Source organism: Pontibacter pamirensis (assembly GCF_010015475.1).
Lineage (GTDB): Bacteria > Bacteroidota > Bacteroidia > Cytophagales > Hymenobacteraceae > Pontibacter > Pontibacter pamirensis.
The window spans coordinates 5,589-20,613 of the sequence record NZ_SSNI01000003.1 but is presented as its reverse complement, the minus strand read 5'-3'; the positions used below and the strand labels follow the sequence as shown (position 1 = coordinate 20,613).

Annotated in this window: 1 protein-coding gene (running past one end of the window); it reads left to right on the top strand. The window is 53.6% G+C overall.

Features of this window, described 5'->3' with window-relative positions:
- Positions 1-15,025: the 3' portion of a non-ribosomal peptide synthase/polyketide synthase gene (locus E1919_RS04410; RefSeq protein WP_162052137.1), read on the top strand. It extends 13,730 nt beyond the left edge of the window; only the last 15,025 of its 28,755 coding nucleotides appear in the window; its start codon lies off the left edge, out of view; the stop codon is at positions 15,023-15,025.

The window sequence follows — 15,025 nt, the reverse complement described above, 5'->3', positions numbered from 1 at the left end:
GAGTGTATTGCAACAATGTGAAAACGTGCTGCAGGCAGTAGTCATAGCTAAAGCGGATGCCAGCGGCAATAAGCGCCTGATCGGCTATGTGGTGTCAGAAGGAGAATTCGTGAAGGAGGCCATCATCAACCAGATGAAAGCGAAACTTCCGGAGTACATGGTGCCATCCTTGCTGGTGGAGCTGGAGGAGATTCCTTTGACAGCAAACGGTAAGGTAAACAGAAAGGCGCTGCCGGAGGTGGATGCCAGCGAGGCGCTGACCAACAGCTATATCGCCCCTCGCACTGATACAGAAGAAAAATTGGTGGCCATCTGGCAGGAGCTTTTACAAGTAGAGCGAGTAGGCGTGGAGGACAACTTCTTTGAATTGGGCGGTGATTCCATCATTACCATTCAGTTGGTGAGCCGGGCCAGGAGGGCAGGCTTCAACTTCCAGCCGAGGGACGTGTTTGAGCATCAGACAATCGCCTCACTTGCCAGGGTGGTAGCACAGGAAGCAGCCATCAAAACAGAGCAGGGAGTGTTGACAGGAGCAGCAGGCTTGTTGCCTATTCAGCAGTGGTTCTTTGAGCAGGAGTACCAGGAGCCGCAGCACTTCAACATGTCCCTCTTATTTGAGGTGAAAAAGACACTGTCTGTGGAGGCGCTGGATAAGGCTGTAAAAGCTATTGTGGCCCGTCATGATGCATTGCGTTTCAGATATAAAAATTCAGATGGTGTATGGGAGCAGGAGTATATTGATCGGACAGGTGAGCTGCTTGTCGAAGATCTCTCTTCTTTGGAGCAGCAGGACCTTTCTGCCCGCATAGCAGCAACCTGTGAAGGCTATCAGCAGCGCCTGGACCTGGAAAAAGGAGAACTTTTCAGGATGGTGTTGTTCAAGACTCCGGAGGAGGAACAGGCCAATCGTTTATTTATCCTCATCCATCACATCGCAGTAGACGGTGTAAGCTGGAGGATATTGCTGGAAGACCTGGATCAGAGCATCCAAGCCATTAGCCAGGGGAATGAAGTGGAGCTGGGAGAGAAGAACAGCTCATACCGCCAGTGGCAGGAGGCGCTGCAGCACTATGCTGAAACAAAAGCCATCAGCCAAAAAGGCTATTGGCAGAAAGTGGCTAAAGCACAGTTTGAACTTCCTGTAGATAAGGAGAATGCTGCCGTTTCTTTCGTAGGAGATCAGCAGTCTATTAAAGTGGTACTGGACGCTGCCATAACACAAGCTTTGTTAAGCGGAGTGCATCAGGCTTACAACACCCAGATCAACGACTTTTTACTCGCTGCGCTGGCCAGAACCTTGAGCGACTGGAGCAATCAGGAGCAGGTAGTGATTGGCCTGGAAGGACACGGCAGGGAAGATATTTCTGCAGAAATGGATATCAGCCGCACAATGGGTTGGTTTACCAACCTTTACCCGGTATTGCTGTCTCTGGAACAGGAGCTATCGGCTTCTGATGTTATTCAGTCAGTAAAAGAGCAGCTTCGGCAGATAAAGGACAAAGGCCTGGGTTACGGGGCGCTCCGGTACCTGCATCCGGAGGAGGAGCTACGGAAGAGTGTAACGCCAACTAGTCCTTTCCAGGTAGTATTCAATTACCTCGGGCAGCTGGACAATAGCCTGAACAGCAGCCAATGGTTTGCCGAAGCAGGGGAGCCCTCTGGCAGGCAGGTAAGTCCGGCCAATAAGGCGGGCAGCAAGCTGGAAGTGAACAGTAGCATTGCCAACGGAAAATTAAGCATCGATTGGCGCTTTTCTGTTCAGCAGTATCATCAGGAAACAATAGCGGCCCTGGCAGACCTTTACTTGGCGCACCTGAGTGATCTGATCAGCCATAGCCAGGAAAAGACCGTCCCTCAGCCTACGCCATCAGACTTTGGCCTGACAGGGAAAGTAGGCTACAAGCAATTAGAGGCATTCCTTCAGGCTAGGCAGGAGGCCCAGATTAGCCGGGTGTATGGCTTAAGCCCGCTGCAGGAAGGCTTGTTGTTCCATGGCCTGTACGATATAAGTGCTGTGGCCTATGTGGAGCAGATGAGCTGCCGGTTCTCAGGGCTGGACATAGATCGCTTCCAGCAAACCTGGAATCGCCTGCTTCAGAATCACAGCATCTTACGCACTTCTTTTCATTACCAGGAGCTTGACATTCCGGTGCAATGTGTCCACGATCAGGTGGAATTGCCGTTTACCGTCCTTGATTACAGCAAGCTGTCAGAAGAGGAGCAGGAGCGGCAGCTAACTTCTTTTGTGGCGGCAGATAAGAAGCAGGGCTTTAATTTCAGCAAGGCACCACTGCTTCGCCTGACCCTGATCCGGCTTTCCGGTGAGGAGGTATACCAGATGATCTGGACCTACCACCACCTGCTGCTGGACGGATGGTCCTTGCCAATTCTGCTTCAGGAACTGCTCAGTACCTATGAGACCATGCAGCAAGGCAAAGAACCTGCGCTTCCGGAAGAAGACCGGTACGAGGATTTCATCCGCTACCTTCAGAAAAAGGATTCATTGGTAGCAGAGAACTTCTGGAACAAATACCTCCGGGGAGTAGAAGAAGCGACACTGCTTCCATTTATCAACAGTGCAAAGGACCGCAATAAGAGCGGTGAGCACTATGGCGAGGAGAAATGGGTAGTAGAAGAAACGTTGCAGGAGGACCTGCAGCAATTCGCTCAGAAGCAGCGCCTGACCCTGAACACCCTCGTACAGGGGGTGTGGGCCTATCTGCTCTACCGCTACACCGGACAGCAAAATCCGGTGTACGGCGTCACTGTGGCCGGTCGTCCGACAGAACTTCCTGCCTCAGAATCGAGAATAGGACTCTATATTAATACACTGCCTCTTCATGCCGGCATAGTGGAAGAGCAAGGGGTGGTGGACTGGCTTACAAGCCTTCAGGAAGGCCACAGCCAGGCAAGAGAGCATGCTTATACCCCCTTATCTTCTATCCAGCACTGGCTGGGAGTGAAGGGCGACCTTTTCGATACGTTACTTGTATTTGAAAATTACCCGGTGGGGGAGGTCTTCTCCAAAGACTGGGGATTACAGGTAGATGGCCTCCTGATGGAGGAACAGACTAATTATCCATTGACGCTCACAGTTCAGACTGGCAGAAAGCTCACCTTTGAATTTGGCTACAAGGCAAATCTGCTGAGTCAGGAGACAGTAGCACGAATTAAAACTCATTTCGCCCAGGTGCTGGAGCAGATTGTTCGGAAGCCTAATCTGGCTCTTTCACAGCTGGAACTGATAACAGCGGAAGAGCGGCAACAGCTTACTTCTGATTTCAACGCCACGACAGTAGCTTATCCGCAGGACAAGACGCTGGTAGACCTGTTCGAGGCGCAGGTGGCCAGAACGCCTGAAGCGGTGGCTGTTGTATTCGAAAAAGATGAGCTGACCTATGCAGAGCTGAACAGCCGGTCTAACCAGCTGGCCCATTACCTCCAAAAGAGAGGCGTAAGCCAGGAGACGCTGGTGCCGGTTTGCATCGACCGCTCCCTGGAGATGCTGGTGGGGCTGTGGGGCATCCTGAAAGCGGGAGGGGCCTACGTGCCAATCGACCCGGGCTACCCGCAGGACAGGATACAGTTCATGCTGGAGGATACAGGGGCAGCGCTGGCCATCAGCAGCGGAGCCTGCGCCGGAGCGCTGGCGGGGGAAAATGTGGTGCTGGTGCTGCTGGACAGGGACTGGGAGCAGATAGCCAAAGAGCCTGCTGGTAAACCAACAACAGAGCTGCAGCCCTCCAACCTGGCTTACGTGATTTACACCTCCGGCTCTACCGGCAGGCCGAAGGGCGTGCTCAATGAGCACCGGGGTGTGGTGAACAGGCTGCTGTGGGCCCAGGACCACTATGGCCTGTCCGCAGCGGATACCGTGCTTCAGAAAACAACCTTCTCCTTCGACGTGTCAGTGTGGGAGCTGTTCTGGCCTTCGCTGGTAGGCTCCAGAATAGTGTTCGCCAGACCGGAAGGGCACAAAGACAGCGACTACCTGAAATCCATCATCAGCAGTGCGGGCATCACAACGATGCACTTCGTGCCTTCCATGCTGGAGGCCTTCCTGCTGAGCCTGGAGACAGGGGAGTGCAGCGGCCTTGTGAGGGTGCTCTGCAGCGGCGAGGCCCTCAAGCCCGCGCAGGTGAACCTGTTCAAGCAGAAGCTGACGGGCGTGGGGCTCTACAACCTCTACGGCCCGACAGAGGCAGCAATTGACGTGTCTTATTGGGATGTGCCTGCCGGCGGGCAGGAGGTAAGCCTGGTGCCGATAGGAAAGCCGGTGGCCAATACGCAGCTCTACGTGCTGGACAAGACAGGAAAGCTCGTGCCGCAGGGTGTGGCCGGGGAGCTGTGCATTGCAGGGGTGCAGGTGGCAAGAGGTTACCTCAACCGCCCGGAGCTCACGGAGGAGAAGTTCGTGAAGGACCCTTTCAGTAGAAAGACAGACGCCAGCATGTACCGCACAGGCGACCTGGTGAGGTGGCTGCCAGACGGTAACCTGGAGTACCTGGGTCGTTTTGATGACCAGGTGAAGATACGTGGCTACCGCATTGAGCTGGGCGAGGTGGAGAGCGTGCTGAGCCAGTGCCAGAGCGTGCAGCAGGCAGTAGTCATCGCCAAAGAGGATGCCAAGGGCAGCAAGCGTTTGATAGGCTATGTGGTGAGTAATACTTTCGACAGGGAAGCCATCCTCAGTGAGATGAAGCAGCGGCTGCCGGAGTACATGGTGCCCTCCATTCTTGTAGCGCTGGAGGAAATCCCGCTGACGGCCAACGGCAAAGCGAACAGAAAGGCGCTGCCGGAGGTGGATGCCAGCGAAGCGCTGACCAACAGCTATGTGGCACCACGGACAGAGGCAGAGCAGAAACTGGCTGCCATCTGGCAGGAGCTGTTGCAGGTGGAGCGCGTGGGCGCGGAGGACAACTTCTTTGAGTTGGGCGGAGACTCCATCATCACCATTCAGTTGGTGAGCAGGGCCAGAAAAGCAGGTTTTTCTTTCCAGCCGCGGGACGTGTTCGAACACCAAACCGTGGCCTCCCTGGCTGCCGTGGTGCAGTCAGATGTGAAGATAGAAACAGAGCAGGGACTATTGACCGGTTCCGCCGGACTGCTGCCGATTCAGCAAAGGTTCTTCCAACTGGACCTGCAGGAGCCAGGGCAGTTCAATCAGTCCCTCCTGTTTGAAGTGAGCAAAGCGCTTTCTGCCGATGTGATCGATAAAGCTGTTAGGGCTGTGGTAGAACGTCATGATGCACTTCGTTTTGCTTATCATAAAGTAGATGGCGTGTGGCAGCAGGAGTATAGTACCTGTACCGGAGATTTGCTAACAGAAGACCTGCGGGAGGTACCGGTTCAGGAACTTGCTGCACACGTAGAGACAGTGAGTAATCTTTACCAGCAGCGGCTTGACCTGGAGCATGGTGAGCTGCTAAAGGCGGTGCTATTGGAAACTCCTGAAGCCGAAGAAGCCAACCGGCTGTTCCTGGTGATTCATCACCTGGCAGTGGACGGGGTGTCGTGGAGGATTTTGCTGGAAGACCTGGAGCTGAGCCTAATGGCTATCGGCCAGGGGAATGAAGTGGAACTGGGCGCAAAAGGCAGCTCTTACCGCCAGTGGCACGGGGCGCTGCAACATTATGCAGAAACAAAAGCGATCCGGCAGCAGGCCTATTGGCAGAAAGCTGCGAAAGCAGAGTTTACCCTTCCGGTAGATAAAGATCAGGAGCATGTTTCGCTTGTGGGAGATCAGCAGACGTGCACCGTCGTACTGGACGCTTCTTCTACGCAAACCTTACTGACGGATGCGCAGCAGGCATACCACACGCAGATCAATGATCTGTTACTGGCCGCGCTGGCGCAGACGCTAAGTCAGTGGAGCAAGCAGGAGCAGGTGGTTATTGGCCTGGAAGGACATGGCAGGGAAAACCTTTTTGCAGATATGGACATCAGCCGCACGGTAGGCTGGTTTACTAATCTTTACCCCGTGCTGCTGTCTCTGAAAGAGGACATGTCAGCATCTGCTGTTATTCAATCAGTGAAGGAGCAGCTCAGACAACTGCCTGACAAAGGAATGGGCTATGGTGCGCTGCGCTACCTGCACCCGGATGAGAAAGTGCGGGAGAATGTGGCGCTGCCGAACGTTTACCAACTTGTCTTCAACTACCTGGGGCAGGTAGACAATGCGCTGAATAACAGCCGCTGGTTCGACGGGGCCGGTGAGTCTTGCGGAAATCCTGTGAGCCCCGCCAACAAGGCAGACAGTAACCTGGAGGTAAACAGCAGCATCAGCAACGGACAGCTACACCTGGTTTGGAGATACTCTGATAAGCAGTATCACCAGGAAACAATAGAAAATCTGGCGAACAGGTACCTGGAGGTACTCACAGGACTGATCGCGCACTGCAAAGAAAAACAAGTGCCGCAGCACACGCCATCTGACTACGGTCTTGGCAGCAAAGTAACTTACCAGGAGCTGGAGCAATTGCTTCAGAAAGAGTACAGCGGCAAACCGCTCCAGGAGCAGATCAGCAGCGTGTACGGCCTGAGCCCCTTGCAGGGCGGAATCCTGTTCCACAGCGTCTATGAAAAGGGTGGGGCGGCCTACGTGGAGCAAATGAGCTGCCGCATGACAGGCCTGCAGGTGGAGCCTTTTCGCGAGAGCTGGCAGTACCTGGTTCAGAAACACAGCATCCTCAGAAGTTCTTTCCACCAGGATATGCGTGTGCCGGTGCAGTGCGTGCACAAGGAAGTGGCGCTGCCGTTTGAGGTAATCAATTACCGTCACCTGCCGGAAGAGCAGCAGCAGGCTCAGCTTATTTTGTTCAGGGAGGAAGACAAGCGCAGGAGCTTTGACTTCAGCCAGGCTCCGCTGCTTCGCATCACGCTGCTCAGGCTAATAGACGATGCCTACCATATGGTGTGGACGCACCACCACCTGCTGGTGGACGGCTGGTCTATGCCGATACTGATGCAGGAGCTGCTCAGCACCTACGACATATTGAGCAAGGGCGGTGCGCCTGTAGCGGTGGAAGAAGACCGCTACGAGGACTTTATCCGGCACCTGGAGCAGCAGGACCCGCTGGCGGCAGAGGCGTTCTGGAGAAAATATTTATCAGGTGTGGAAGAGGCCAGTTTGCTTCCGTTCGTGGACAGTAAGAAAGGCCGCACGAAGGGCGGCGAAGAGTACCGCCACAACAGCTTACTCGTAGAGGAGGCTGACTTTGAGGCGCTTCAGGCTTATGCGCAGGCGCACCGCCTGACAGCGAACACGCTGGTGCAGGGAGTGTGGGCTTACCTGCTGTCATGCTACACAGGGCAGCAGGAACCGGTTTACGGTGTCACCGTGGCCGGTCGTCCCGCAGAGCTTGCGGGGGCGGAGACAAGGGTCGGGATGTACATTAACACCCTTCCGCTGCACACTACAATAGCCGGTGAGCGGCCGGTGAGCGAGTGGCTGCTGGCTTTACAGGAAGGGCATACACACGCGAGAGAATATGCGCAAACCCCGCTCTCGTCTATTCATAATTGGGTGGGCGTCACAGGAGACCTGTTTGATACACTGCTGGTATTTGAGAACTACCCGGTGAGCGAGGCTGTCAATGGAGACTGGGGGCTGCAGGTGGATGAGCTTCAGGTAGAAGAGCACACGAACTACCCGCTGTCTATTATAGCACAGGGAGGGAAGCAGCTTATGGTAGATTTCAGTTACAATGCCTCGCTGCTGAGCGATGGTAATGTGGAACAAATCAAGACTCATTTTGAGAAAGTGCTGCAGCAAATCATCCGCCAGCCTGAGCTGACCCTGTCACAGCTTGAACTGGTATCAGAGGAAGAGCGCGTACAACAGCTGGAGGAGTTTAATCCTGCTTTCGCCGCCTACCCTGAGGACAAGACGCTGATAACCCTTTTTGAGGAGCAGGCAATTACCAATCCTGATGCCGTGGCAGTAGCTTTCGGTGGAGAGCAGCTGACCTATGCGGAGCTGAATGCGAGAGCGAACCAGCTGGCACATTACCTGCAGAAGAGAGGTGTAAGCCAGGAAACACTGGTGCCGGTTTGCCTGGACCGCTCTATTAAGCTGGTGACAGCGCTGCTGGGCATTCTCAAAGCCGGAGGTGCTTACGTACCGATTGACCCGAGCTATCCGCAGGAGAGAATCCAGTTCATGCTGGAAGATACCAATGCTTCCCTTGTGCTAAGCCGCAGTGGCTATGCAGATCTCCTCTCAGGAGAAAGAGAGCAGGTGCTGTTAGATACTGATTGGGATAAGATAGCTAAAGAATCATCGGAGAATCCCGAAGTTGACTTGCAGCCATCGAACCTGGCTTATGTGATTTACACCTCCGGTTCTACAGGCAAGCCCAAGGGCGTGCTGGTGGAGCACAGGGGCGTGGTAAATTTGTGCAGCTGGCACACCAGCGAGTTCAGCTTGAGCAGTTCTTCCCGTTCGACCATGATGGCGGGCGTAGGCTTCGACGCCTCCGCCTGGGAGGTGTGGCCGGTGCTTGTCTCCGGCGCCAGCCTCTACATAGTAGAGGACGAGCAGCGCCTGGAGGCAGAGAAGCTGCTGTCGTTCTATGCTGCCAAAGGCATCACCCACAGCTTCGTTCCTACTGCTTTGGTGGACGGGCTGGTGAAGCAGGAGCAGCCACAGGGGCTGGCGCTGCAGTATGTGCTGACAGGCGGCGATCAACTGCGCTCCGTTGACACATCCCATCTTACATATAAGTTGGTCAACAACTACGGTCCTACGGAAAACACCGTGGTGGCTACCTCCTACACACTGCCTGCCGCGCAGCAGGAAGGGCTTCCTCCAATCGGCAAGCCGATCAGCAACACCACAGCTTACGTGCTGGACAAGTCCGGCAGACTGGTGCCGCAAGGCGTGGCCGGAGAGCTGTGCATCGGAGGTGTGCAGGTGGCACGAGGTTATCTCAATAGAGCAGAACTGACGCAGGAGAAATTTGTCAAAGACCCTTTCAGCAAGGAAGAAGGAGCCAGGATATACAAAACAGGTGACCTGGTAAGGTGGCTTTCTGATGGTAATCTGGAGTTCCTGGGAAGAGTGGATAACCAGGTGAAGATCCGGGGCTACCGCATTGAGCTGGGTGAGGTAGAGAGTGTATTGCAGCAATGCGCAGGCGTAGAGCAGGCAGTGGTCATTGCCAGGGCAGAATTTAATGGCAATAAGCGTCTCATTGGCTATGTGGTATCTAAAGGAGAATTAGATAAGGATGCCATCATCAGCCAGATGAAAGTTGAATTACCGGAATACATGGTACCGTCCCTGCTGGTGGAGCTGGAGGAAATTCCGCTGACAGCCAACGGCAAGGTGAACAGAAAGGCGCTGCCAGAAGTGGATGCAAGCGAGGCGCTGACCAAGAGCTATGTAGCCCCTCGTAATGAGACAGAAGAAAAACTGGCGACCATCTGGCAGGAGCTTTTACAGGTAGAGCGAGTGGGTGTAGAAGATAACTTCTTCGAATTGGGCGGCGATTCTATTGTCACCATACAGTTGGTGAGCCGGGCCAGAAGAGCAGGGTTCAGTTTCCAGCCGCGGGACGTGTTTGAGCACCAGACGATCGCTTCGCTGGCTGACGTCGTGCAGCCGGAGGTAGAGATACAGGCAGAGCAGGGAGAATTGACAGACGAAGCAGGTTTGCTGCCAATCCAGCAATGGTTCTTTGAGCAGGAGCTGTCAGAGCCGAATCATTTCAACCAGGCGCTGCTGCTGGGAGTAAGTAAGGAACTGTCGGCGGAGGTCTTGGAGAGGGCAGTGAAAGCCATTGTGGCGCGTCATGATGCGGTACGGTTTGCCTACCGCCATACTGGTAGCGCCTGGAAGCAGGAGTACAGCACACAGGCAGGAGAGTTGATTACGGAAGATCTTGCAGCTGTATCGCAGCAGGAGCTTTCCTCCAGAATTGAAGGATTGAGTGCAGGATACCAGCAGCGCCTGGACCTGGAGAAAGGGGAACTGATACGTGCGGTGCTCATGCAAACCCCTGAGGCCGAAGAACAAAACCGGCTGCTCCTGGTGATTCATCACCTGGCAGTGGACGGGGTGTCGTGGAGGATATTACTGGAAGACCTGGAGCAGAGCCTGATGGGTATCCGCCAGGGGAATGAAGTAGAACTGGGCGCAAAAGGCAGCTCTTACCGTCAGTGGCACGGGGCGCTGCAGCATTACGCAGAAACAAAAGCGATACGGCAGCAGGACTATTGGCAAAATGTTGCGAAAGCAGAATTCAGGCTTCCTGTAGACAAAGCCAATGATGAACCGGTTCTGATAGGGGACCAGCAGAATTATACTGTTTCACTGAATACTTCCCTGACACATGCCTTATTAACAGAAGCAAATCAGGCGTACCATACACAGATCAACGACCTGTTGCTGGCTGCTCTTGCCCGTACATTAGGAGCCTGGAGCCAGCAGCATCAGGTAGTGATTGGGCTGGAAGGACATGGCAGGGAGGATATTTCTGCAGAAATGGATATCAGCCGAACCGTGGGTTGGTTTACAAACTCCTTCCCGGTACTACTTTCTCTGGAAGAGGAAGTGTCTGTCCCTGGACTGATACAGTCGGTGAAGGAGCAGCTGCGCCTTGTGCCGGATAAAGGACTTGGCTACAGTGCACTGCGCTACCTGCACCCGGATGAGACGGTGCGGGAAAGCCTTGCAGGACAGGAAGCTGAGTTAGTATTCAATTACCTGGGGCAGCTGGACAATTCCCTGAATAGCAGCCGCTGGTTTGCTGGAGCCGGAGAGTCATCCGGCAAACCAGTTAGCCCGGCTAACAAGGCAGGCAGCAAACTTAGTGTGAACGGCAGCATTTCCGGTGGGCAGCTTAACCTGTCGTGGGGCTATTCCGCGAAGCACTATACCCAGGAAACCATAGAGGCATTGGCAACGCAGTACCTGAAGGTGCTGGGCGAGCTGATTGCCCATTGCCAGGAGAAACAAGTACCGCAGCATACGCCATCTGATTACGGCCTTGGCGGCAAAATAACGTACCGGGAGCTGGAAAGCTTCCTGCAGAAAACGCAGAAAGGAAAGCCGCTGCATGAGCAGATCAGCAGCTTGTACAGCTTAAGTCCCTTACAGGGAGGCTTGCTGTTCCATGGTTTGTACGACAAAGAATCCCCGGCCTATGTAGAGCAGATGAGCAGCAGGATTACAGGCCTGGAGGTGGAGCCGTTCAGGGAAAGCTGGAAGTACCTGCTGCAGACGCACAGCATCCTGAGAAGCTCTTTCCACCAGGATATGACTGTGCCGGTGCAGTGCGTGCATCATGAGGTGGAACTTCCGTTCGAGGTGCTGGATTTCCGGAATCTGTCTGAAGAGGAGCAGCAGGCTCAGGTAAGCAGCTTTAAAGAAGCGGACAACAAAAAAGGCTTTGACTTTAGCCGGGCGCCGCTCATGCGACTGACGTTGATCCAACTAACGGATGAGGTGTACCAGATGGTATGGACGCACCACCACCTGCTGGTGGATGGCTGGTCTATGCCGATACTGATGCAGGAACTGCTCAGCACCTATGAATTGCTGATTAAAGGGAACAAACCTGCTGTGATAGAAGAAGACCGTTACGAAGACTTCATCCAGTACCTGCAGAAGCAGGATCCGGTTGAAGCCGGTAACTTCTGGAAAAATTATTTAGCTGGCGTAGAGGAGGCAACGCTGCTTCCGTTCGTGGACAATAAGCAGGACCGCACGAAGGGTGGAGCGGAATACGGCAAAGAGGAATTAATCCTGGAGGAAAGCGTTTATGCCGAACTCCAGGAGTTTGCTCAGAAGAACCGCCTGACGGTGAACACCATGATACAGGGCGTATGGGCTTACCTGCTTTCCTGCTACACAGGGCAGCAGGACCCGGTATATGGCGTGACTGTAGCCGGACGACCTACTGAACTTGCCGGTTCCGAGACGCGCGTTGGTCTGTATATCAACACCCTGCCGCTGCGCTCGACAGTAACTGGTGAGCAGCAGGTAAGTGAGTGGCTGGCTGGCCTGCAGGAAGGACACAGCAAAGCCCGGGAGCACGCTTACACGCCGCTGCCGTCTATCCAGAACTGGCTGGGTGTGAAAGGTGACCTGTTCGATACGCTGATGGTGTTTGAGAACTACCCGATGGGAGAGGTCTTTAACCAGGAGTGGGCACTGCAGGTGGAAGACCTGCAGATGGACGAACACACAAATTATCCGCTGTCCCTTATGGTGCAGGCGGGCAAGCAGTTATCAGTAGAGTTTGGCTTTAATGCTGCGCTGGTAAACGAGGCAACTGTGAAGCGCATCAAGGGGCATTTCGCTCAGGTGCTACAGCAGATCATCCGCCAGCCGGATATCGCTCTATCGCAACTGGAGTTGGTGACGGAGGATGAGCAGCAGCAGTTGGTGGAAGAATTTAACAACACAGCTGTGGCTTATCCGAAGGACAAGACGCTGGTGGATATGCTGGAAGAACAAGTAGCCAAAGCACCAAATGCCGTGGCAGCCATCTTCCAGGGAGAGGAATTAACTTATGAAGAGCTGAACAGGCGGTCAAATCAACTGGCAAATTACCTTCTGAAAAAGGGATTAGGACAGGAGACGCTGGTGCCTATCTGCATAGACAGGTCATTGGAGATGCTGATAGGCTTATGGGGCATTCTGAAAGCCGGAGCCGCGTATGTGCCTATCGATCCGAGCTATCCGCAGGAAAGGATACAGTTCATGCTGGAAGATACAAAAGCCAGGTTCATGCTGAGCAACGTAGCCTGTACCCGCGTGCTGACAGCCGATAAAGACATGGAGCTGCTGCTGCTTGACAGGGAGTGGTTCAGGATAGGCCGGGAGTCTTCTGAAAAACCTGATGCCAGACTGCAGCCGTCGAACCTGGCCTACATTATTTATACCTCCGGTTCTACGGGCAAACCTAAGGGTGTGCTGGTGGAACATACGGGTGTGGTGAACCTGGCTTTAAGCCAGAAAAAAGCGCTTCAATTGGAAGCAGGCGACAGAAGCCTGCAGTTTGCTTCTATCGGATTCGATGCTTCCTGCTACGAGATATTTAACACACTCGTGAGCGGTGGATGCCTCGTGATTCCTACAAAAGAAGATGTTTTATCGGTAGCATCATTAAGCAAGCTTATTAAAGAAAACAACATTGCTGTGGTTACGCTTCCTCCTTCTTACCAGCATGTGATCAAAGACGAGCTTTCCACGCTGAAAACAGTCGTGTCGGCGGGTGAAGCACTGAACATAGAGCTGGCCCGGCTGATACAGTCAAAAGGAATCCGACTGATAAATGCCTACGGTCCTACGGAAAACACGGTTTGTGTGAGTTTATCAGCTGATCCGATTCTGGAGGATGGCACAGTGACAATTGGTAAGCCGCTCCAGAACGTGCAAACCTATGTGCTGGATAAAGCAGGTATGCTACTGCCCGTGGGTGTGCCGGGGGAATTGTGTGTGGGCGGTGTGCAGGTGGCAAGAGGTTACCTGAACAGGCCGGAACTGACACAGGAGAAGTTTATCCCGGATCCATTCAGAAGCGAAGAAGGAGCGAGGCTCTATAAGACCGGTGACCTGGCCCGCTGGCTGCCGGACGGTAACCTGGAGTATCTCGGACGAATTGATGACCAGGTGAAGATCCGGGGCTACCGTATTGAGCCAGGGGAAGTGGAAAGTGTGCTGGGGCAGTGTGAGGGTGTAAGACAGGCCGTGGTTCTGGTAAAAGGAGACCAGGCAGGTAGTAAGCGACTCATTGGCTATGTAGTACCTGAAGGTATGTTTGACCGGGATTACATCATGCAGCAGTTAAAGAGAAAACTGCCGGAGTACATGGTGCCTGCGCTGATCGTGGAACTGAAGGATATTCCACTGACCACGAGCGGAAAGGTAAACAAGAAAGCGTTACCGGACGTGGAGGCAGGCGAACTGCTGACGAGTCAGTACGTTGCACCTCGTACTCAGACAGAAGAACAACTGGTTCAGATATGGCAGGAATTGCTGCGGCTTGAACGGGTGGGTGTAGAGGATAACTTCTTCGAACTCGGTGGCGATTCTCTTTTGGCGATTCGCTTGTCTACCAAAATCAGGAATACGTTTGGGGTGAAAGACCTTCCGATAGTGCACTTGTTTAAAAATCCGACGATTGCTCAGCTTGCAAAAGTTGTTAAGGCGGAACTGGAGGCTGACTTGCAAAACGAGCAAAATCATCTGCTATTGCTGCAGTCAGAGGGTACCGGCAAACCGATCTTTATTGTGCCGGGCATCTACGGCATCAGCGACACGTACCACGAATTTGCCGAAGCTTTAGGAAACCAGCAACCTGTATACGGTTTGCGCATGCAGGGAATACTGGAAGGTGAGGAGCCGCTGACAAGCATTCCGGAAATTGCCGCGAAGAACATCGAATGGATAAAAACAGTGCAGCCAGAGGGGCCTTACAACCTCATCGGCCACTCTTTTGGAGGAAGGGTAGTATTTGAAATGGTGCGGCAGCTGGAGAAAAATGGTGATTCGGTAAAAACAGCAACCATACTGGATGGAGCACCTTTCCATACCCTGGATGAGGCAGAGAAGCGAAAGCAGATTGCGCATCTGGTGGAGCAGCTGTTCGAGAAAGTCTTTGAGGTGGATGGCCTGACAGAGGGCTGGAAGGAGCAGGTAAGAAAGGAGCTGCCCGTTACCTCTTTCATCGACCTGAGTGCTTACGTGAAACAATTGATGCATAGCAAAGGCATCACGTTCGATAACATCGATTTCCTGGAAAGAATCTTCCATGTGCTGTTCGTAAACATGCAGCTGGAGTATCGTCCTGAAGAGAGGCTGAACAAGCAGCTGATTTTAGCTAAAGCACAGGAAAGTAACTGGGATGGCTATGACTTAAGTCTGGGCTGGGCAGATTTATCGAACACGGTACAGATTGTTGTTGTTCCGGGCAGCCATTACAGCATGCTGGAAGGAGACAATGCCAGTAAGTTGGTGGAAGAATTAAGAAAAATTACCCGTTTGGCTGATGAAGGAATAATCACAAAAGATTGA